Genomic DNA, 21,081 nt, shown 5'->3' on the forward strand with positions numbered 1-21,081 from the left:
CCCCGGCGCAGCGCCGCCGCGGGGTCGACCGGGCTGGGGCTGGACATCGCCCGGCGGGTGGCCGAGTCGACCGGCGGTGAGCTGACGATCGGCCGGTCCCAGCTCGGTGGCGCCGAGGTGCGGATGCGCCTGCGCACGTCGTCCACCCGCCCGCCGGACGGCCGTGGACGCCGCCTGCGCCACCGCCGTGGCTTCCGGGCCCGCAATCGGGGTGCATCCCTAAGCGGGTCTTAAGAGCGTTTCTGCGCTGCCTCAGCAGGGCCGGTCGGCGGCGCGCCCGCGACTAGCGTCCTGCCGCAATTCGCCATTGCGGGAGGTATGTACGCCATGTCACCTTTGCGAGGTCGGCACCGACGCCGTCGTCGTCAGATCATTTCGGGTACCGCGGCCCTGCTCACCGTTGGCGGTGCGGTCGGCCTGGCCGTGGTGGTGCCCGGCACCGCGGACGCCGCCGGCCTCGACGCCGCGTACAGCCGCACCAACGACTGGGGCACCGGCTACTCCGCCCAGTATCAGGTCACCAACTCCGCGGACTCGCCGGACGGCTTCACCCTCGAGTTCGACCTGCCGGACGGTGCGACCCTCACCTCGCTGTGGAACGCCGCCTACCAGGTGGACGGCCGTCACGTGACCGTCACCCCGCCGGCCTGGCAGACCACACTCGCGCCACGGGAGTCGGTCGACGTCGGCTTCGTCATCGCCGCTCCGGGCGGCGCCACCGACCCCCTCGGATGTCGGATCAACGGCGAGGACTGCACGCCCGGCTCCGGCAACGGCGACCCGGGCCCGGAGCCTGACCCCTCGGCCACCGGGCCGGCCGCACCGTCGTCCCCGCCACCGAACGCGTCGCCGACCGACCCGGCCACGCCACCCGACACGGCGCCGCGGCCCACCGCGGGCCCGGGCGGCCCGGGCACCGGCCAGCCGAGCGGCGCTCCGACGAGCACCCCGAGCATGCCGACCACGCCGCCCGCTTCGACCACCGCGCCGCCGGCGCCGCCGTCCCCACAGGCACCGCCGTCGAACGGCTCCGGTGGCTCCGGCGGCTCGGGCGGGTTCGCGCCGTACGTCGACACCTCGCTGTACCCGCCGTTCGACCTGGTCGCGGCGGCGCGGACCGCCGGCCTGCGTGACGTCACGCTGGCCTTCGTCGTGGCCGGTGGAGGCGGCTGTACGCCGAAGTGGGGCGGGGTCAGCGACCTCACCATGGACGGCGTGCCCGGCCAGATCGGCCGGTTCCGTGAGCTGGGCGGCGACGTCCGGGTGTCGTTCGGCGGGGCGTCCGGAACCGAGCTCGCCAGTGCCTGCGGCAGCGCGGACGACCTGGCGGCCGCGTACCGCAAGGTGGTCGACGTCTACGGGGTGACCCGGCTCGACTTCGACGTCGAGGGCGGCACGTTGCCGGACGTCGCCGCGAACACCCGGCGTGCCCAGGCGATCGCCCGGCTTCAGCGGGAGGCCGCGGCCGGAGGCCGGCCGCTGGAGGTCTCGTTCACGCTGCCGGTGCTGCCGTCCGGCCTGACCCAGGCCGGCGTGGACCTGCTGGCCAACGCCCGGGAGAACGGCGTGACGGTGAACGCCGTCAACATCATGGCGATGGACTACGGCGACGGCGCCGCGCCGAACCCGGCGGGCCGGATGGGCCAGTACGCCATCGACGCCGCCACCGCGACCCAGGCCCAGGTCAAGGGCGTGTTCGAGCTGTCCGACGCGCAGGCGTGGGGGCGGGTGGCCGTCACCCCGATGATCGGTGTGAACGACGTCGCCAGCGAGGTGTTCACCCTGGCCGACGCGCGGCGGCTGGTGCGGTTCGCGTCCGAGGTCGACCTCGCCTGGCTGTCGATGTGGTCGCTGACCCGCGACCAGCCCTGCCCCGGCGGGCCGGTGCCGTACGCGCAGCCGACCTGCGGCGGCATCGAGGCGCGGCCGTTCGATTTCACCCGCGCCTTCAACGCCGCCCAGTGAGAAGCCGCCCGGTGAGAAGCCGCTCAGTGAAGGGGACCGCCATGCCGAACCGCCGCACGTTCCTGCTGGCGGCGTCCGCCGCCGTCGCGGGTACCGCCGGAGGCGCCGTGTGGGCCGCCGCCGGCAGCCGGGAGCACGCCGCGCTCGCTGCTGGCGCGGGCCTGCCGCTGACCGTGGTCAACCACACCTACCGGTACGCCAACAACCAGATCTGGCTCTACGTCGTCGGCACCGACCTGATCACCGGCCGGCAGGTGTACGCCCGCCGCGACGGCGCCCTCGCCCAGGTCTCACTCGCCGACAACGGCCCGGACGGCTTCGCCGACCTGTCCATCCCCCTGGTGTCGGACGGTGACACGCCGTTCGTCGTCCCGAACGGGATGTCCGGGCGGATCTACGTGTCGACCGGTTCGAAGCTGCGCTTCAAGGTCGTGGTCGACGGCGCGGGCAACGCGGCGCTCCAGCACCCGGCCGGCTGGGTACGCGCCGACCCCAGCTTCGGCGTGGTGCACGACTTCGTCGAGTTCACCCACAACGACGCCGGCATGTTCTGCAACACCACGGCGGTCGACATGTTCAGCGTGCCGATGGCCATCGGGCTGCGCGGCAGCGCCGACCAGACGACCGGACGGCTGGCGCCCGGCGGCCGGGCCGCCGTCTTCGACGCGATGCGGGCACACCCGGTGTTCGCCCCGCTGGTCGTCGACGACGCCGGCGGGGAGGGCACCCGGGTGATCGCGCCGGGCCACGGCCTGGAGGCCGGCATCTTCCCCGCCACCTACTTCGACGGCTACATCGACGCGGTGTGGAACCAGTACACGTCGCGCCAGCTCACGGTGGACGTCGGGACGGGCACCCGGGTCGGCACGGTGAACGGCGGCCTGCTGCGCTTCGACGGCGGGGTCGCGCCGTTCGTCCGGCCGAGCACCCGCGACGTCCTGTTCTGCGACGGCGCGCTCGCGGCGCCGAACGACGGCGTCACCGGGCCGGTGGCCGCCGTGCTGGGAGCCGGCTTCAACCGTTCGACGCTGCTCACCCAGCCGGCCCAGCCGACGACCGACCCCGCGGGCTTCTACCGCTACCCGACGACCAACCACTACGCCCGGGTCCTGCACGAGCACAGCGCGGACGGCCGAGCGTACGGATTCGCCTTCGACGACGTCGCCGGCTTCGCCTCCTACATCCAGGACACCGCGCCGACGTCCGCCACCCTGTGGCTCACGCCCTTCTGACCACCGACGGCCGTCGCCGGCAGCCCGGGTGGACGGTCCTCGTAGCCTGAGTCCGGAAATCCGTGGGACCAGTCGATACGGATGGCTGGCCGCGGCGTGGGAGGAGGCGGGTGGGAATGGTCGTGCGGGTGCCCGTGATCGCGCTGACCGGATACCTGGGTGCCGGCAAGACGACGGTGCTCAACCACCTGCTCCAGGCCCCTGGGGCACGCCTTGGGGTCGTGGTCAACGACTTCGGGGCGATCAACGTGGACGCCGCGCTGGTCTCCGGTCAGGTGGACCAGCCGGCCTCGATCGCGGGCGGCTGCCTGTGCTGCCTGCCGGACACGGACGGCCTGGACCAGGCGCTGGAGAAGCTGAGCCATCCCCAGCTGCGGCTGGACGCGGTGATCGTGGAGGCCAGCGGCGTCGCCGACCCGCCGGCGCTGGCCAGGCTCATCCGGTTCAGCGGTGTGGACCGCGTGCGCCCCGGCGGTCTCGTCGACGTGATCGACGCCCCCGCCTACTTCGACACCGTCGACACGGGCGGGCTGCCGCCGGCCCGGTTCGCGTCCGCCTCGCTCGTCGTCATCAACAAGACCGACCGGGTCCCGCCGGCGCGGCGTGCCGAGACGTTGGCGCGGATCACCGGCCGGGTGCGCGAGAGCAACCCGCACGCCCACGTCGTCGACACGACGCACGGCCGCGTCGACCCGGTGCTCGTGTTCGACGCCGCGAACCCGTACGACCCGGTCGACGAGCTCCCGCTCGCGGCCCTGGCCCGGCACGACCACGAGGACGGTCACGACCCGCACCCGCGGGTCGACGCGGTGACCGTTCCCGCCGCCGGTCCGATCGATCCCGGCCCGCTGATCGACCTGCTCGAGGACCCCCCCGCGAACGTCTACCGGCTCAAGGGCACCGTGACCGTGGAGACGGCGCGGGGACCGCGCGGCTATGTGGTCAATGTCGTCGGACGGGAGATCAACGTCGCGACCAGACCCGGCGCTGTCAGGCCCGGCGCTGTCAGGCCCGCGGCGGACGATGCCAGCGGTCTGGTCGCGATCGGCATGCGTCTCGACCAGGCCGCCGTCCGCGCCCGTCTCGAGGCGGCCCTCCAGCCGTGCCCTGGTCGCCCCGCCGCGGACGGGGTCCGCCGCCTCGCCCGCTACCGGCGCCTGAGCACCTGAGCACCTGGGCGGGCCGCTCCCTGGGATGTCCCAGGGCGTCCTATGAGAAGGCCTTCACCTGTGGAAGTACCTCCCCAGCCAGCATGCTCACCTGCTCGAGGTAGCCCTCGCCCTGATCGGCCGGCGCCAGGACGAGCTCGGTGCAGCCGGCCGCCCAGTAGCGGTGCAGCTGCTCGACGACCTCGCCCGGCCGGCCGGCGGCGAACAGCCGCGCCGGGAACCCGGCCTCGGAGTCGGTGATCTTCGCCCACGCGGCCGCGGCGCTCACGGCGGCACCACCCGACGGATCCACGTGTACCGGGACGAGCATTCCAGTCGTGAAAGGGACCTCGACCCGCCCCAGCTTCTCCCGATGCTCAAGCAGAAAGGCCCGGCGCCGCGCGAAGCTGTCGGGGGCGAGGAGATAACCGATCCAGCCGTCTCCGTACGTCGCCGCCCGACGCAGCGACACCTCTTTCCAGCCCGCGAGGAGGAACGGGACGTCCGGCGCGCCCGGCGCGATTGTCACGTCCGGACGCTGCGCGCCCGATCTCAGCAGCGACTGCACCTGGCCGAGAACCGACTCCATGCGACGTCCGCGCTCCGGCAGCGCGACACCCGCCACCTCGAACTCGCCGGGGTATTCGCCCCCTACGCCGACTCCGACGCGCAGGCGGCCCGGAGCGAACGCCGCCAGTGTTCCGAGCTGTTTCGCCAGGGCCACGGGATTCCGCAGGCCCATGAGCATCACGCACGGCCCGAACGAGACCCGCTCGGTCCGCGCCGCCACGACGGAAAGGGTGACGACCGACTCCAGCATCGGATGCGGGTGCAGCAGGTGGTCGCCGATGTAGACGCCGTCGAAACCGGCCGCCTCCGCCCGCCGGGCCGCCTCGACCACCCGCGCGGTGTCTACCGCGCCCGTGTCCGGGTTCGCCACCGTGGGAAGCATCAGGCCCACCGTCGGGCCGGTGGTCGTCACCGGCTCACCGGCCGTTGCCGAGCAGCGGTGGGAGCGGGCGAGCCGAGGGCCGGGCTACGCGGCGGGATCGGGCCACAGGACCTCCTCGCGGACCGTGACGAACCAGGACTCCCGGACCAGGTCGTCCTCGTTCCCGGCAAGGTTCTCCGCGAACCACGCGATCCGCGCGCGCAGGTCGTCGAGATTGTCGAAATAGACCTCGTTCACGGCGTCGTACGGCCAGTCGCCCACGTCCCGCGGCAACGGATGGTTCTGCATATATGCCTGCCCGCGGGCCACCGGGGGAATCGGCACCGCCCCGACCAGGCCCGCGCGATTCCGCCAACGGTCGAAGAACTCCGCCTGGGTGAGGCCCGCCGCGCGCGTCGCGAGAGCCATGTGCTTCAGGCTCTCACCGCCGTCCCGCCGCCGCCGCGAAAGCCATTCCTCACCGCGCATCACGTGCTCGCGGGCCACCACAATGCCGCTGGCATCCCGTTCAACCGCGCGGCCGAGCAGTTCGTCGACCACTGCGCCCTCCGGTGACGTCAGCCATGACTCGAACCGCTTCAGGTGCTCCTCGTCGTCGAACCACTCCTGGCCGACGGCGTCATGACGCGGTTCGGGCGTGACCTCGTCCAGCACGATTCCCGCGGTTACCCGGGAGGGCCGGACGTCCGGCGGCGCGGCCGCGGCGGCGCCCATGGCGGCGCGCCAGGCGGGCACGAAATCGTCCGGTGCGCACCCCCGGGTGACCAGTAATATCCGCTTGATCATTACTCTCCTATAGCCGGTCAATCGAGCCGCGGGATCGACCACTTCACCCAGTGCCCAGCCCTCCTGCCCGCCGCCCGCCGACGCCCGAACCGGTGACCAGCCTCGTTCGGATGCAGGCGAGGAGCTCGTCGACGTCGACGGGCTTGGTGATGTAGTCGGTCGCGCCGGCGTCGAGGCACTTCTGCCGGTCGTCGGGCATGGCCTTCGCGGTGACGGCGATGATCGGCAGATCCGCGATCCGCGGCATGGTGCGGATCGCGGTCATGGTCGTGTAGCCGTCCATCTCGGGCATCATGATGTCCATCAGGACCAGGTCGATGCCCGGATCGGACTGCAGCATCTCGATGCCCCGGCGACCGTTCTCGGCGTGGATCACGTTCAGCCCGTAGAGCTCGAGGATGCTGGTGATGGCGAAGACGTTGCGCACGTCGTCGTCCACCACCAGCACCGTGCGCCCGATCAGCTGGTCGTTGTTGTAGGCCGCCTGCCGCGGCGGACGCCGGTCGTCCACGGGCAGGGCGCTCGGCGGGCCGGGCACGACGGCGGGCGGCGCAGGGGCGGCGAGGGCGGACGGCGCGCCGACGGGGCGCGGGTCGCCTGACAAAGGCTCGGTGTCGCTCAGGGCCTGCGTGCGGCGGGGCCGAGGAACCATCTCGGGCTCAGTCGGCGGTGGGGGAGCCAGCGGCAGCCGCAGGCTGAAGGTGCTGCCCCTGCCGAACTCGCTGCGGGCCTCGATCTCGCCGCCGAGGAGGGCGGCGACCTCACGGCAGATGGACAGGCCGAGGCCGGTGCCGCCGTAGCGGCGGCTGGTGGTGCCGTCGCCCTGCTGGAACGCCCCGAAGATGCGTTCGAGGTTCTCCTCGGCGATACCGACGCCGGTATCGGTGACCTTGAAGGTGACGCCGGGGGTGGCCGGTGACAGGTCCCCGCCCGGGGTGGCGACGATGGCGAGTTCGACGCTGCCGCGCTCGGTGAACTTCACCGCGTTGGAGAGCAGGTTGCGCAGCACCTGCGCGAGGCGGTGCTGATCGGTGAGGAGATCGGCCGGTATGCCGGGGGCGAGGTCCACGGTGAACCGCAGGCCCTTCTCCGCGGTGATCGGCGAGAAGGTGCTCTTCAGGTCCTCGGCGAGATCACGCAGAACGACCCGTTCCAGGTGGATGTCCATCTTCCCGGCCTCGACCTTGGAGAGGTCGAGAATGTCGTTGATCAGTTGAAGTAGATCCGAGCCGGCGGTGTGGATGACGTGGGCGTACTCCACCTGCTTGGCGGTGAGGTTGCGGGTCGGGTTCTGCGCCAGCAGGCGGGCGAGAATCAGCAGGCTGTTCAGTGGTGTGCGCAGCTCGTGCGACATGTTCGCCAGGAACTCGGACTTGTACTTGGAGGCGAGCGCCAGCTGCCGGGCGCGTTCCTCCAGCTCCTGGCGGGCCTGTTCGATCTCGGCGTTCTTGACCTCGATGTCGTGGTTCTGCCTGGCCAGCAGGGTGGCCTTCTCCTCCAGCTCCGCGTTGGAGAGCTGGAGGTCTTCCTGGCGGGACTGCAGCTCCTCGGACCGGGCCTGCAGCTCGCCCGCGAGCCGCTGGGACTCCTCGAGCAGCGCGTCCGTCCGCGAGTTCGCGATGATCGTGTTGACGTTGACGCCGATCGTCTCCGTCAGCTGGTTCAGCAGGTCGAGGTGGACCTGGGTGAACGGGGTGAAGGATGCGAGCTCGACGACGCCGAGCACCTGGTCCTCGAACAGGATCGGCAGCACGATCAGCGTCACCGGGGTTGCCTCGCCGAGGCTGGAGGCGATCTTCAGGTAGTCGGCGGGGGTGCGGGCCACGATGGACCGTTTCGTCCGCGCTGCCTGCCCGACGAGCGACTGGCCGAACTCGAACCTGCGCGGCATGTCGGGGGTGGGCCGGTACCCGTAGCTCGCGATGAGGGTGAGCGCCGGGGCGTCCACACCGGCGTCGGCGAGGAAGAAGGTGCCGTGCTGCGCGTCGAGCATCGGGGTCAGCTCGTCGATGACCAGCTGCGCGACGGTCTCCAGCTCGCGGTGGCCCTGCATGAGCCCGGCGATGTGGGCGAGGCTGGTCTTCAGCCAGTCCTGCTCGTGGTTGGCGCGGGTGGTCTCGCGCAGGGAGCGGACCATCGCGTTGATGTTGTCCTTGAGCTCGGCGACCTCGCCCTGCGCGTCGACCGTGATCGACCTGGTCAGGTCGCCGGTGGCGACCGCGCTGGTGACGGCGGCGATGGCCCGGACCTGGCGGGTGAGGTTCCCGGCGAGCTCGTTGACGTTCTCGGTCAGGCGCTTCCAGGTGCCGGAGAGCCCCTCGACCTCCGCCTGGCCGCCGAGGCGGCCGTCCGTGCCGACCTCGCGGGCGACCCGGGTGACCTCGTCCGCGAACGAGGAGAGCTGGTCCACCATCGTATTGATGGTCGTTTTCAGTTCGAGGATCTCACCGCGGGCGTCGACGTCGATCTTCCTGGTCAGGTCACCGCGGGCGACGGCCGTGGTGACCTGGGCGATGTTGCGGACCTGGCTGGTGAGGTTGTTCGCCATGAAGTTGACGTTGTCGGTCAGGTCCTTCCAGGTGCCGGAGACGCCCTTGACGCTCGCCTGGCCGCCTAGGCGGCCGTCGGTGCCGACCTCCCGGGCCACCCGCGTCACCTCGTCCGCGAAGGCGCCGAGGGTGTCGACCATGGTGTTGATGGCGGAGGCGAGCGCCGCGACCTCACCCTTCGCCTCCACCGTGATCTTCTGGGAGAGATCACCCCGGGCGACGCCGGTGGCCACCTGGGCGATGGAGCGCACCTGGGCGGTCAGGTTCGAGGCCATCACGTTCACGTTGTCGGTCAGGTCCTTCCAGGTCCCCGACACACCTTTGACGTCCGCCTGACCACCGAGACGACCGTCGGTGCCGACCTCCCGGGCCACCCGCGTCACCTCGTCCGCGAAACCCGAAAGCTGATCGACCATCGTGTTGATGGTCTCCTTCAGCTCCAGGATCTCGCCCCGGGCGTCGACGCGGATCTTCTGGGAGAGGTCGCCTCGCGCGACCGCCGTCGCGACCTGGGCGATGGAACGCACCTGGCTGGTCAGGTTCCCGGCCATGACGTTGACGGATTCGGTGAGGTCGCGCCAGGTGCCCGACACACCTTTGACGTCCGCCTGACCACCGAGACGACCGTCGGTGCCGACCTCCCGGGCCACCCGCGTCACCTCGTCCGCGAAACCCGAAAGCTGATCGACCATCGTGTTGATGGTGTTCTTGAGCTCCAGGATCTCGCCCCGGGCCTGCACGGTGATCTTCTGGGAGAGGTCGCCCTCCGCGACCGCCGTCGCGACCTGCGCGATGTCACGGACCTGGCCGGTCAGGTTCCCGGCCATCGCGTTGACGTTGTCGGTGAGGTCCTTCCAGGAGCCGGAGACGCCCGGCACCTCGGCCTGCCCGCCGAGCTTGCCCTCGGTGCCGACCTCCCGGGCCACCCGCGTCACCTCGGAGGTGAACAGCGCGAGCTGGTCGATCATCCCGTTGAAGACGGTGGCGATCTCGTCCATCAGCTCGTCGCCGACGCGCGGCAGCCGGGTTCCGAAATCCCCACCCCGCACGGCGGTGAGACCGGCGAGCAACTGACGCAGCGCCGGGTCGTCCAGCTGGGCCGGGGTCTGGTTACGCGCCGTTACCTCAGTCACCGTGTCGTCCTCCAGCCCGGTCGTGCGGCCGCTGTGCCAAGCGGCGCGAGAAGCGGCATGAGAGATGTCCCGATCCTCGCGGATGTCCCGCAGTAGAGTAGACGGATTAAGTCTCACTTCTTGGTCACATACCGCTGCCTGGTCGGACCGCCACTCCCCGGAACCCCACTACCCGGAGCGGACGAGGAGAGGTGTGTCCCGGGCGTCGCAGAGTAGCGCCGACCCCCGCGACCACACCGCGACGGGGCTACTCCATGTGATCGCCCGTCAGCAGCGGGAGCTGGCGGAGCTCCGGGCGCGGTCCGCCGCCGACGCTCTGATCGACATGGCCGTCGGGGTCCTGGCCGAACGGCTGCGCTGCTCGGTCACCGAGGCCGGTGACCAGCTGCGCCGTCTCGCATCCGCCTCCGGGGTCACCCCGGACGAGTTCGCCGCCGAGGTGCTCGGCGGGACCACCGGAACACTCCATCGACCCCCGCTCGACGACGGTGCCCGGCGCCGCCTGTGGCTGGCCGAGGCCGCGGTCAGCCACGCCACCGATGGCTGCCCGGTCGCCGAGGCCGTGTTCACCGAGGTCCTGGCCCATCAGGGTGCCGTCGCCGTGGCCTTCTGGATGCTGGAATCCGATGGCGCGCTCACCCTGGTGGGCGAGACCGGCCTGGGGCCGCTCGAGGCGAGCCGGTGGCAACGCATCCCGCCGCAGCTGGACTGCGTGGCGATGCGCGCGGCCCGCGGCGCCACGCCGCAGTGGTGGCCCGAGGGCTCACCGCCCGAGGCGAACGATCCGACCGACGTCCCGGTGGACGGCCCAACGGACCGCCAGGCGAACGGACCTTCGGACGCCCCGGCGGGCGGCCGGGCGGGCGTCGGCTCGGTGCCGCGGGTGGGTCCCTGGCTCGGGGCGCGGGCGGCGCTGCCGTTCCTGCAGGCAGGCGCTGTCGTGGGCGCCGTGGAGATCTGCTGGCCCGCCCCGCTCGCGGAGTTCACCGCCGGGCTCCGACGCGAGCTCGTCGCGCTCGCGGACCTGTGCCTGCGCGGCCTGCACCCGGGCGGATTCTCCGCCGACACCCGCTCGGCGCAGCCACAGACCCTCGGCGGACGAACGGCCTGGCTGCCCGCCCTCCTCGACGCCGTCGCCGGGTCGGTGCTGCTGGCCCACGCGGTGCGCGCCGAGGACGGCGAGATCCTCGACTTCCACGTCGACCACGTGAACGAGGGCTTCGTCGACCCGGCCGGCAGGCACCCGGCCCAGCTGCGTGGCCGGCGCCTTCTCGACCTCTACCCGCTCATGGCCGCCGACGCCGGCCTGCTCGAGCGGGCCGTGGCGGTCGTGCGTACCGGCGAGCAGTACCAGGCCGACGGCATCGCCCTGCTCGTCCTGGTCGACGACGTGCTCGTCGCCGAGGAGCTCGACGTCCGCATCGCCCCCTTCTTCGACGGAGTCGTGATCAGTTGGCGGCCGGTCGGCGGCGGTGGCACGGGCGGTTCCCTGGCCGGCCACCTGCAACGCCTCGGCCGGTTCGGCGGCTGGCAGGAGGACGTCCGCACCGGGGCCGTGCGCTGGACCGACCACGTCTACGAGCTCTTCCAGCGTGACCGCACGATGTCACCCGTCCCGCTCGACGACCTCGATCCGCACATCCACCCGGACGACCGGGCGGCCGTGGACCACCTGCGTGACGCGCTGTTACGGCTCGGCCGGGCCGCCTCGGGATCGTTCCGGGTCATCGGCAGCGACGGGACGCTGCGCCAGCTCCGCGCCTTCGCCGAGCCGGTGACCGACGCCGCCGGCGTGACGGTCGCCGTCCGCGGCATCTACCAGGACCTGACCAGCCACTACCGCACGCAGGTCGTCCTTGACGCCACCCGGGACCAGCTCGCCGATTCGGAGGCGCGGGCCGACGGCCAGCATCAGCTCGCGCTCGCCCTGCAGCGGGCGATCCTGCCCAGCTCCGAGGAGCCCGTCGACCTCGGCGGCCTCGCGGTCGCCGTCCGCTACCGCCCCGCCGAGCAGGAGCACCTTGTCGGTGGCGACTGGTATGACGCGGTCACCCTGCCGACCGGCGAGGTCCTGCTCGTCGTCGGTGACGTCGCCGGGCACAGCATCAGGACCGTGGCCGGCATGGTGACCCTGCGCAACAGCCTGCGCGGCCTCGCGGTCACCGGCGCCGGCCCCGGGCAGCTGCTGCGCTGGCTCAACAACGTCACCTACCACCTCGCCGACAACATCACCGCCACCGTCATCTGTGGCCTTTACCGTCCCGCCGAGCGTGCGCTGCGCTGGGCCCGCGCCGGGCATCTGCCGCCCGTGCTCGTCCGGGACGGCTCCGCCCACGCCCTTCCGATGCCCGACGGGCTCCTGCTCGGCGTCGAACCCGATGTCGACTACCAGGAAACCGTCCACGTTCTTGAGCCGGACGACGTCCTGCTTCTCTTCACCGACGGCCTCATCGAACGCCGCGGAACCGGGCTGGACGAATCCCTCCACGCGCTGCTGCGGATCGCGGCCGCACCGGGCTTCGACGTCTCGCACCGGGCCGATCACCTGCTCGCGCACACCACCCCGGACACCGACGACGACACCTGCCTCATCGTCATCCGACAGTCCTGAACAGGTGCCGATACGCCGTCACCCACCTCAACCCCGAGGCCACCAGACTCGTCATCGAGTCGTGGACCCCCGAACAAGGACTACGAACCGTCGAGCGCGGCTAGCCCGCAGGACGGGATACGAGCACGGCTTGGCCAGGTAGTCGGCGGCACGCCCCGCATTCGACGGAACATTGATGCCCCGTTGTGACTTGTGGCTGCTCCGGCCTGTACCGTCCACCCGGCTGACGGGGTGAGGGGGAAGCCGTGGGCAGGGCACGTCTGGCGCTCATCGCTGCGTCGATCGCGACGCTGGCCGGGTGTACCGGAGGCCCCAGCCAGGGCGGCGACAGCCGAGACGGCTCCTACCAGCCCGAGCCTTACGACGCCTCCGCCTCCGGACCGATCCGTAGCACCGCCGCCCCTACTCACACCGCCAGGAGGGGGCTAGGTTGGAGGACTCTGTCGCCAGGTCATACCGGTAGTCCGGCTTCGAGGTGGCCGAGGGCCTGGTCGACGAGGGCGGGCAGGTCCGCTTCGGGGTTGTCGGCCAGGGCCGGCAGGGTGGCGAGCATGGCACCGATGGCGCTGCCGGCGACGGTGCGCACGGCGAGGTCGCTCTTTGGACGTCCCGTCCGTTCGGCAATCGCGTCGGCGAGCAGGAGCATGGTCTGGGAGATCTGGTCGAGCATGGCAGCGCGCAACGCGGGCTCGGCGACAATGAGCGAGGTGCGTTCCTGAATCGCCTGCCGCTGTTCTGGGGTCAGGGCATCGAACTGCTGGCGAATAGCGGCACGTATCGCCTGGATCGGCGAAAGTTCCGTGGGTTGGCTCTGGAAAGCCTCAATGATCAATGGGTCTAGGTCGTCCTGGAAAACGACGTCCTCTTTCGCGGGGAAATAGCGGAAGAAGGTCGTCTCCGAGACTTCCGCGGCGTCGATGATCTGGTCGACGGTGGTCGCGTGGTAGCCCTGTTCGCGGAACAGCCGCAGGGCGTGGGCCTGGATGGCGGCCCTGGTCCGGGCTTTCTTGCGTTCCCGCAGACCAGGCGCAGCCCGGTCACCGCGTGACGGCTCAGTGCGCGACGGCATCGGCGGTCCCCTCCTCGGTCTGCTGGCCGGTCTCCGTTCTACGGGATCGGCCACTGGGAAGGACGGCCAGGGCCGCGACGGCTCCGAGCACGGCGATCGCGGCTGATGCCAGGCACGCCGCGCTCATCCCGTCGACGAACGCCGCCCGGACCGCCTGTTCCAGTCCGGGTGCCCCGGCCGCGTGCGCGGTGGCCGTACCGTCGTAGAGGCTCCTGCGCGCGCTCTCGGCCACCGTCGCCGGCAGCCCAATCCCGTCGAGGCGGGCGCTGCCGAGGCGGGCGTGGTAGACCGCGACGAGGACGCTGCCGGTGATCGCCGCGCCGAGTGGGCCGCTCGTCTTGTTGAAGGCCTGCACGACAGCGGACTCGGTGCCGCTGCGTTCGGCCGACAGCCCGGCCAGCGCCGCCGCGGTCGCCACCGACAGGGCCAGTCCTGTCCCCGCGCCGACCAGCGCCGTCCAACCCGCGGTGAACACCGTGCCAGAGGTGGGCGTCGTGGTGGCTCCCACGGCGAGACCGCCCGCCAGGAGTACGAATCCCAGCGCTGTCGCCAGCCGCACGGTGATCGCCGGTGCGAGTCGGCCGGCGAGCCCGGCGCCGACGACCATGCCACCGATGAGGGGCAGCAGGCGTAGGCCGCTGCCCAGGGTTCCGGTACCGCGCACACCCTGGAAGTACTGGGGCATCGTGAACAGCACCCCGATCATCGCCAGGCCCGCGACCGCGGCGAGCACCGATCCCCACAGGAACGGCCCCGGCCGCAGGAGCCGCGGGTCGACCAGCGGCCGGCCGGTCGGCCGCCGACCGAGCCTGCGCTCCCACCAGACGAACCCGACCACCGCGGCGGCCCCGGCGGCCATCGACAGCAGCGCGTCCAGGCTGCCCCAGCCGCGCTCCCCAGCGCGCACCAGACCGTAGATCACCAATGCCAGTCCAGCCGCTGACGCCGCGGTGCCGACCGGGTCCAGTCCAGGACGTCGCGTCGCTCGCGACTCCGGGATCAGGACGAAGCCGATCACTGCCGCGAGGACGACGACCGGAACGTTGAGCAGGAAGACCCAGCCCCACCAGAACCGCGACAGCATCCAGCCACCGAGAATCGGGCCGAGCGGCAGGGCAACGAACGTAGCTGCCTGGTAGATCCCCACCGCTCTCGGGCGCTCCTGCTCGTCGAACAGAACGATCAGGGCCGACAGCGCCATCACGGTGATGCCGGCGCCGGCCAGGCCCTGGAACAGCCGTCCCGCCAGGAACACCCCCGCCGACCCCGCGCAGGCGCAGACCACGGACCCCTGCCCGAAGACGGCCAGCGACACGAGCAGGACCCGGCGGCGCCCGAAACGGTCACCTGCCAGGCCGACGGGCAACACGGCCGCGGCCAGCACGAGCAGGTAACCGGCGGAGAACCACACCAGATCGGACTGCGACGCGTCGAGCGCCGTCGACAGCGTCGGCTGAGCCACCGACAGGACCGTGCCGTCCAGGCTGACGGCGAGCACGCTCAGGCTGACCGCCCCCAGTGCCCACCACCGCCGCGACTCCGAACTCGACATCCGACAGCCTCCACCTAGTGGGTGATTCCTTCAAAAGAAGGTAACACCCACATTGTCGATGCCCCCGAAAGTATGGCTGTCACATCCGTCGATCGGCCGACCCGACTCGGGCCTGTGCTCCGATGAACACCGGTGGCGCCGTCGGAAACGATCAGACGCATGGTCCACACCACCGTCAACCGGCCGCCCGCAGCCGGAACGACCCGATGAGGGCGATCGTCCAGAACGGCTACGGGCCGCCGGACGTCCTGCGGCTCGATGACGTCGCGCAGCCCGCCCCGGCCCGGGACGAGGTGCTCGTGCGGGTGCGCGCGGCGTCGCTCAACGCCCGCGACTGGCACGTCATGCGGGGCGACCCGTACCTCGCCCGCCTCGTGCTGCCCGGGGTGTCCCTGCGCGGCCCGCAGAACAGAATCCTCGGCACCGACTTCGCCGGCGAGGTCGTCGCGGCCGGGCCCGGCGTCACCGGCCTGCGTCCCGGCGACGACGTCTTCGGTGAGGCCGACGGGGCCTTCGCCGAGTACGTGTGCGCTCCACAGGATGTGCTCGGCGCCATGCCGGCGAACCTGACCTACGAGCAGGCCGCCGCGGTGCCGCTGGCTGGCAACACCGCGCTGGTCTGCCTGCGCGACGAGGCCGGTCTGGCCGCCGGCCAGCGGCTCCTGATCAACGGGGCGTCCGGCGGCGTCGGGACGTTCGCGGTGCAGGTCGGCAGGGCGCTCGGCGCCGAGGTGACCGCCGTGTGCAGCGCCCGCAACGCCGAGCTCGTGCGCTCGCTGGGCGCCGACCACGTCGTCGACTACCGGCAGGAGGACTTCACCCGGGCCGGCCTTCGCTACGACGTCGTGTTCGACCTGGTCGCCAACCGTTCCCTGACCGCCCTGCGCCGAGCGGTGGCGCCGGGCGGGACGCTGGTGCTGTCCGGCGGGGGGACGTCCACCGGAGTCAGCCTGGTCGGACCGATGGGCCTGTTCATCCGGGGCATGCTCGCCGCCCGCCTCGTGCCGCACCGACTGATCGCGCCCACACCGAAACCCTCCGGACAGCGGCTCTCGGCGCTGCGCGAGCTGATCGAGGCGGGCCGGATCACCCCGGTCATCGACCGCGCCTACCCGCTGAGTGAGGCGCCGGAGGCCATCCGCTACCTCGAGGTCGAACACGCCCGCGCGAAGGTCGTGCTCACACCGCTCAGCGCCCGTCCGGCCGCGCGGTGAGTTGCGAGCGCGAGTCGAATGACTGTCCTCCGCCCGGTTTCGGGACCTCCCCCACCGGCGAAATCATGATCGAGATCCCGGGGGCATTCGAGGGAATCACCTGACAGAAGCAGAATCCGGGACCGACCCCTACCGTCCACGGTATGGAACTCGAACTCGAAGGCAAGGTCGCCGTCGTCACCGGCGCGGGTGGCGGGATCGGCCTGGCGATCGCGCAGGGACTGGCGGGTGCGGGTGCGCGGGTCGTCGCCGGTTCCCGCACCGTCACCGACGCACTCTCCGAACTTGTGGACCGGCATGGCGCCACCGCGCTCGCCCTCGACCTCGCCGAATCGGACAGCCCGGCCCGGCTGGTGGCAGCGGCCGGTGATCGCCTCGACATCCTTGTGAACAACGTCGGCGCGGCGCCGGCGCGGTTGGACGGCTTCCTCGCGATCACCGACGAGATGTGGTCCCGCACCATCGAGCTCGACCTGATGGCGGCGGTGCGTGCGATGCGGGCCGCGATACCGGTGTTCCTCGCCGCCGGCGGCGGTGTGATCGTCAACATCGGCTCGGTGAACGCGCGGCTTCCCGACCCGGCGGTGCTGGACTACTCGGCGGCCAAGGCGGCGCTGGGAAACGTCGCCAAATCCGTGTCGAAGGAGTTCGGTGGACGCGGAATCCGGGTGAACACGGTGGATCCCGGACCGGTGGCCACCAGCCTCTGGCTCGGGCCGGCCGGCATGGCGGCGCAGGTCGGCGCCAGGCAGGGGGAGCACCCCGAGGAGGTGGCCGCCGCGGTCGCGGCGGGCACGGTCACCGGGCGGTTCTCACGGCCGGAGGAGGTGGCCGACGTGGTGCTGTTCCTGGCCAGCTCCCGGGCAGCCAACATCACCGGCGCGAACATCGTGATCGACGGCGGGATGGTCACCACGATCTGAGGCCCACCCGACCGGCTCAGCGCTCGGCCGACCGGTCCGTCGGGCACGCCTGCTGGCGGACCAGCGCTGGTGGGTACCGGTGCCTGTTCGGGGGCGGCTGCCGATTACAAGGTGGATGCCGGCGGCGAGAACTGTCGACATGCCCACCGAGCCGGAAGCCTCTCGTCCCGCAGGCGAACCGCCCTCCGCCGGCGAGCGGGACGCACCCGGAGACCTGCCGCCGGAGGCCGCGGCGGCCATCCCGTTACAGCAGGACGGGGGCGCGGGGGCGAGCGAGAGCAGCCTCACCATCGCGGTCGCCTTCGCGGCGAATCTGGTGATCGCGATCGCGAAGTCGGTGGCGGCGCTGCTCACCGGCTCGCCCTCGATGGTCTCCGAGGCCGCTCACTCGTGGGCCGACACCGGCAACGAGGTCTTCCTGGTGGTGGCGGACCGGCGGTCCCGCCGGCCGCCGGAGCCGACCCATCCGCACGGGTTCGGCCGGGAGGCCTACGTCTGGTCGCTGTTCGCCGCCATCGGGCTGTTCACCGCCGGCGGCGCGGTCTCCGTCACCCACGGGGTCCAGGAACTGTTCGCCGACGAGTCCGGCGGCGACTACCTCATCGGCTACGTCGTCCTGGGCGTCTCGTTCCTGCTTGAAGGGACGTCGTTCCTCCAGTCGGTGCGGCAGGCCAGGCCGGAGGCCGAGTCGATGAACCGGGACGTCATCGAGCACGTGCTGGAGACCACCGACCCCACCCTGCGGGCCGTCTTCGCCGAGGATTCGGCGGCGCTGGCCGGAATCGTGATCGCGGCACGTCGATGGCCTGGCCACGCTGGTCAACAGACAGTCACATGATCGACGGTGATGCCCCGTTCGGCGAGCGGTTCCTCGACGTCCCGGCAGGACAGGGCGAGGCACGCATACCAGTGGACCGTACACAGGGGCGTCAGGGCGGGGAAACTGTACGGGTGTTCGCTATGAGCGCGAAGGGCCGTCTCCGTGTTGACTGAGGCGCGCCTGCTGCGTAAGCAGTAACCATGACGTCGATCATTGATCATGCTGGGGGCGAGCCGGCACTGCGCCGGTTCGTTGATGTCTTTTACTCCAGCGTTCTGGCCGACCCGCTGCTGCAGCCGCTGTTCGGTGCGGGCCACCCTGACCACGTCGACCATCTCACCGCGTTCACCGCCGAGACGTTCGGCGGTCCCGACCGCTACACCCAGGAGCTCGGAGGCTTCACCCACCTGATCGACGCGCACCGAGGCCTGAAAATCCAGGAACACCAGCGGCAACGCTTCGTCGAGCTGTATATGGCCGCGGCGGACAAGGCTGGGCTGCCCACAGACGAACCGTTCCGGGAGACCCTGCGCTCCCACGTCGAATTCGGTTCCCAGGTCGCGCTGCAGAACTCGAACGCCGAGACCGACGATCAGCTGCACCCTCTCCGCGAGGTGCCGATCTGGACCTGGCCGGACGGCTCCATCCGCTAGCAGCCACCGGAACGGAGCCCACCCTCCAGCCGAAGATCGGCACCCGGCCGGCAACCTCGGTCCGGACCGTGCGGACGAACCGTTCGGCCACCACTGAACAGCCACCCGATGAATCAGAAGAAGTCTCGCCCTGCGAACCCCGCGATACAGCCCGGGACGGCCGAGCCGGAGCTGCCCGAATAGATCCAGCCGTAGCTCCGGGTAATCGTCAGGCAGGTGATGCTGGTGAACGTTAGATGTCGAACGGGCAACAGCAATAGTGCAATTCTTCCCCGCGGGCTAGCATGGCCCCGGCCGGAATGAGCGCGACACCGAGACTCCGGCTCCTGCGGTCGGTGTACTGGAACGGCCGCAGCTACTGATCGGCTTTCTCATCTGCGCGCTGGTCTTCGTCCCGCTCGAGCAACTGATCCCCCTGGTCCGCCGGCCGTCGCGGCCGGACTGGGCCGTCGACGTCGTACACACCTTCGCCAACCGGCTGCCGATCACGATCGCCGTCGCGGTCACGCTCGGGGTCGTCGGGCCGGCCGTGCACGCCGTGTTCCCCGACGCCGTGCGCCGGTTCGTGCTCGACCAGCCGGGATGGGTGCAGTTCACCGTCCTGATCCTGCTCGCCGACCTGGCGAACTACCTCGGCCATCGGGCCCTGCACGAGATCCCGCCGCTGTGGCGGCTGCACGCGGTGCACCATTCGAGCACCGATCTGGACTGGCTGTCCACCAGCCGTGGTCATCCCCTCGGCCAGATCATCAACCTGGTGGTCACCGTCGTCCCGCTCTACGCCATCGGCGAGGCCATGCCGGCGAGCTGGCTCGGCCAGATCGCGGCACCTTTCCGTCCCCAGGCGCGCCTGAGCAGAAGTGCCCGGACGTGAGCAGGAACGAGTCGATCACCGATCGGACCCTGCTGGAGAAGCTCGTTTCCTGCTCCAGCGCTCGCCGGGCCGCGTCGGCTCCCGCGGCGCTCTCCGGGCGCCGGGGTCAGCGCAGCCCGTGGCGACGGGCCAGACGGACGAAGACGTCGTTGTAGCCGTACTCCCGCAGCGCGGCCTCCAGCGTGCTGCGGTACGGCCGGTCGACCGCGCCGTTGCCGAGCTCCCGGAGCATCTCGGTCCACCATTCCAGCGGAGTCGCACCGCCCTGGACGAACTGGCGCGCGCGGGGCAGACCGATCTCCTCGAGCAGCTGAGACGCCCGTACCCCGGCGCCGAAGGCCGCCGCGAGCTCCGCGCGCAGTTGGGTCGTCTCCTCCGGATCGAGTTGGATGTCCGGTGCCGACCGGACGTGCTCGGCAGACCGGACGTGCCGGGTCGACCGGGCCGCGAGGGCCAGGACCGCCTCGACGCGCGTGCCCGCCGCGCCGAGGAAGACCAGGTCGTCGTCGAGCTGGTCGACCACGTGCTCCACCAGCCGCCGGTCAGTGGCGAACGGGTCGCCGTCGCGAGGCACGGTCCCATCGGCCGCCAGGATCGCCGCCATGTTGGCCCCGGAGATCTTCACGCTGTGCCGCATCTCCGTCATCCTCGTGGTGACGGTCGTCAGGTCCACCTGGTCGACGTGGAGCTGTTGCACACAGGCGGCGACGCGGTCCGGGAACGGGACCGGGTCGCGCAGGAACTCCCGCAGCCGCGCTCCCCGTTCGTCGAGCCGGTCGCGCAGGCCGTGGACCGCGTCACCGCCGTCCCGAACGCGCCACTGGTAGCGGACCTTCGCCGCCCCGGCCAGATAGCGTTGGAAAGCGGGCGCGGCGGCGTCCCGGCGGTTCCACGTCCAGGCGACCAGTTCTCCGTCCCGTGAGCCCGGAACCAGGACAAGCAGCCTCCGCTCGATCTGGTCGTCCGCCGGAACGGCCGGTTCCCACACCGCGAACCCCAGGCCGGTGGTGGCACCGCGTTCCTCCCATCCGGGCGCCTGGTGCCACCCGGACCAGGCGTTGGCGCAGGTGCGGGCGAGCTCGGGGGCCGCGGTCACCACCGCCCGCGGACCCGCCTCCGAGCGGCCGAGATGCCCCTGGTAGAGACGCACGGCGCCGATCAGCGAGGCGGGCGGCTCATCCGCCACGCCGCTCCACTGGTCCTCCGGCGCGGACCAGTCGAGGGCACCGCCGTCCACCGCCGGGGCGAGCATCACGGACAGACAGAGCAGGTCATGGTCCCGCCGGAACAGCGCCTGGTGCGTCCCGTCGCCCAGGTTGAGCTGGGCGGCGAGCAGACCTCGGGAAGGCAGGTCGCCGACCGAACCCGGCAGGTCGGCGGGCACTCCCAACCGGTCGAGAGCCGATCCCATCTTCAGCGTGCGGCGGCACGCCGACCAGACGTCCCGGAGAAACCCGTACGCGTCCGCCGCTTCAGGCCCATCCACCGGAGCAAACAGGTGGACAACGAGTTCGGCCCCCCAGAGCTCGTGCGCCGCTGGTTCAGGCCCGGCACCCGCGGTCCGGCCGGCCGGTGGAACCGACCCCGAGCGTCCGGCCAC

General features: G+C 71.4%; 14 protein-coding genes and 2 pseudogenes. 10 read left to right on the top strand and 6 right to left on the bottom strand.

Going from position 1 to position 21,081, the window contains the following annotated elements:
* The 4 genes and pseudogenes from FMEAI12_RS39845 to FMEAI12_RS11615 all read left to right on the top strand — a co-directional run.
* A pseudogene (locus tag FMEAI12_RS39845) lies at positions 1–234 on the top strand (two-component sensor histidine kinase); the annotation flags it as partial.
* 93 nt (positions 235–327) lie between these two features.
* Positions 328–1,965: a cellulose binding domain-containing protein gene (locus FMEAI12_RS11605; protein ID WP_112106046.1), complete on the top strand. Its 1,638-nt coding sequence runs from the start codon at positions 328–330 to the stop codon at positions 1,963–1,965.
* A gap of 41 nt (positions 1,966–2,006) precedes the next feature.
* On the top strand, positions 2,007–3,197 hold the full coding sequence (locus FMEAI12_RS11610; RefSeq protein ID WP_112106020.1) for a glycoside hydrolase family 64 protein: 1,191 nt from the start codon (positions 2,007–2,009) through the stop codon (positions 3,195–3,197).
* A 116-nt stretch (positions 3,198–3,313) separates the two neighbouring features.
* On the top strand, positions 3,314–4,366 hold the full coding sequence (locus tag FMEAI12_RS11615) for a GTP-binding protein (protein ID WP_112106047.1): 1,053 nt from the start codon (positions 3,314–3,316) through the stop codon (positions 4,364–4,366).
* Positions 4,367–4,406: 40 nt separating this feature from the next.
* Here FMEAI12_RS11615 and FMEAI12_RS11620 read toward each other — a convergent pair whose 3' ends face one another.
* Genes FMEAI12_RS11620 through FMEAI12_RS11630 form a run of 3 tightly spaced genes read right to left on the bottom strand, consistent with a single transcriptional unit; the run spans position 4,407 to position 9,765 of the window.
* Entirely contained in the window at positions 4,407–5,327 is a 921-nt protein-coding gene (locus FMEAI12_RS11620) for an LLM class flavin-dependent oxidoreductase (RefSeq protein WP_112106021.1), read from the bottom strand.
* A 54-nt stretch (positions 5,328–5,381) separates the two neighbouring features.
* Positions 5,382–6,125, bottom strand: a complete 744-nt coding sequence (locus FMEAI12_RS11625; RefSeq protein WP_235013911.1) for an EthD domain-containing protein — start codon at positions 6,123–6,125, stop codon at positions 5,382–5,384.
* A gap of 1 nt (position 6,126) precedes the next feature.
* Positions 6,127–9,765, bottom strand: a complete 3,639-nt coding sequence (locus FMEAI12_RS11630) for a HAMP domain-containing protein (protein WP_112106023.1) — start codon at positions 9,763–9,765, stop codon at positions 6,127–6,129.
* Positions 9,766–9,958: 193 nt separating this feature from the next.
* Here FMEAI12_RS11630 and FMEAI12_RS11635 point away from each other — a divergent pair, with 193 nt between their 5' ends.
* Complete coding sequence (locus FMEAI12_RS11635) at positions 9,959–12,376, top strand: SpoIIE family protein phosphatase (RefSeq protein WP_112106024.1); 2,418 nt, start codon at positions 9,959–9,961, stop codon at positions 12,374–12,376.
* 451 nt (positions 12,377–12,827) lie between these two features.
* On the opposite strand, the gene FMEAI12_RS11645 is transcribed toward FMEAI12_RS11635, so the two are convergent.
* Positions 12,828–13,445, bottom strand: coding sequence for a TetR family transcriptional regulator (locus FMEAI12_RS11645; RefSeq protein WP_112106025.1), 618 nt, complete (start codon positions 13,443–13,445; stop codon positions 12,828–12,830).
* Entirely contained in the window at positions 13,429–14,997 is a 1,569-nt protein-coding gene (locus FMEAI12_RS11650) for an MFS transporter (RefSeq protein ID WP_112106026.1), read from the bottom strand. Before FMEAI12_RS11650 ends, FMEAI12_RS11645 begins: the two co-directional genes overlap by 17 nt.
* Before the next feature lie 206 nt (positions 14,998–15,203).
* On the opposite strand from FMEAI12_RS11650, the gene FMEAI12_RS11655 reads away from it, so the two are divergent.
* From FMEAI12_RS11655 to FMEAI12_RS36595, 5 genes and pseudogenes are all read left to right on the top strand, one after another.
* A complete protein-coding gene (locus FMEAI12_RS11655; protein ID WP_112106048.1) occupies positions 15,204–16,211 on the top strand; it encodes an NAD(P)-dependent alcohol dehydrogenase in 1,008 nt (335 codons plus the stop codon).
* A gap of 143 nt (positions 16,212–16,354) precedes the next feature.
* Positions 16,355–17,134, top strand: coding sequence for an SDR family oxidoreductase (locus FMEAI12_RS11660; protein WP_112106027.1), 780 nt, complete (start codon positions 16,355–16,357; stop codon positions 17,132–17,134).
* 139 nt (positions 17,135–17,273) lie between these two features.
* A pseudogene (locus FMEAI12_RS11665) lies at positions 17,274–17,930 on the top strand (cation diffusion facilitator family transporter); the annotation flags it as partial.
* Positions 17,931–18,154: 224 nt separating this feature from the next.
* A complete protein-coding gene (locus tag FMEAI12_RS11675) occupies positions 18,155–18,607 on the top strand; it encodes a group II truncated hemoglobin (protein ID WP_112106028.1) in 453 nt (150 codons plus the stop codon).
* A gap of 529 nt (positions 18,608–19,136) precedes the next feature.
* Positions 19,137–19,481 (top strand): sterol desaturase family protein, encoded by a 345-nt coding sequence (locus FMEAI12_RS36595; protein WP_160144260.1) that lies wholly within the window; start codon positions 19,137–19,139, stop codon positions 19,479–19,481.
* Positions 19,482–19,587: 106 nt separating this feature from the next.
* Here FMEAI12_RS36595 and FMEAI12_RS11685 read toward each other — a convergent pair whose 3' ends face one another.
* Positions 19,588–21,081 (bottom strand): CATRA conflict system CASPASE/TPR repeat-associated protein, encoded by a 1,494-nt coding sequence (locus FMEAI12_RS11685; protein WP_255565683.1) that lies wholly within the window; start codon positions 21,079–21,081, stop codon positions 19,588–19,590.

The organism is Parafrankia sp. Ea1.12 (assembly GCF_900465275.1).
Lineage (GTDB): Bacteria > Actinomycetota > Actinomycetes > Frankiales > Frankiaceae > Parafrankia > Parafrankia soli.

Coding starts and splice junctions, on each gene's coding strand:
- FMEAI12_RS11605 (WP_112106046.1), top strand. CDS start 328: ATGTCACCTTTGCGAGGTCGGCACCGACGCCGTCGTCGTCAGATCATT.
- FMEAI12_RS11610 (WP_112106020.1), top strand. CDS start 2,007: ATGCCGAACCGCCGCACGTTCCTGCTGGCGGCGTCCGCCGCCGTCGCG.
- FMEAI12_RS11615 (WP_112106047.1), top strand. CDS start 3,314: ATGGTCGTGCGGGTGCCCGTGATCGCGCTGACCGGATACCTGGGTGCC.
- FMEAI12_RS11645 (WP_112106025.1), bottom strand. CDS start 13,445: ATGCCGTCGCGCACTGAGCCGTCACGCGGTGACCGGGCTGCGCCTGGT.
- FMEAI12_RS11650 (WP_112106026.1), bottom strand. CDS start 14,997: ATGTCGAGTTCGGAGTCGCGGCGGTGGTGGGCACTGGGGGCGGTCAGC.
- FMEAI12_RS11655 (WP_112106048.1), top strand. CDS start 15,204: ATGAGGGCGATCGTCCAGAACGGCTACGGGCCGCCGGACGTCCTGCGG.
- FMEAI12_RS11660 (WP_112106027.1), top strand. CDS start 16,355: ATGGAACTCGAACTCGAAGGCAAGGTCGCCGTCGTCACCGGCGCGGGT.
- FMEAI12_RS11675 (WP_112106028.1), top strand. CDS start 18,155: ATGACGTCGATCATTGATCATGCTGGGGGCGAGCCGGCACTGCGCCGG.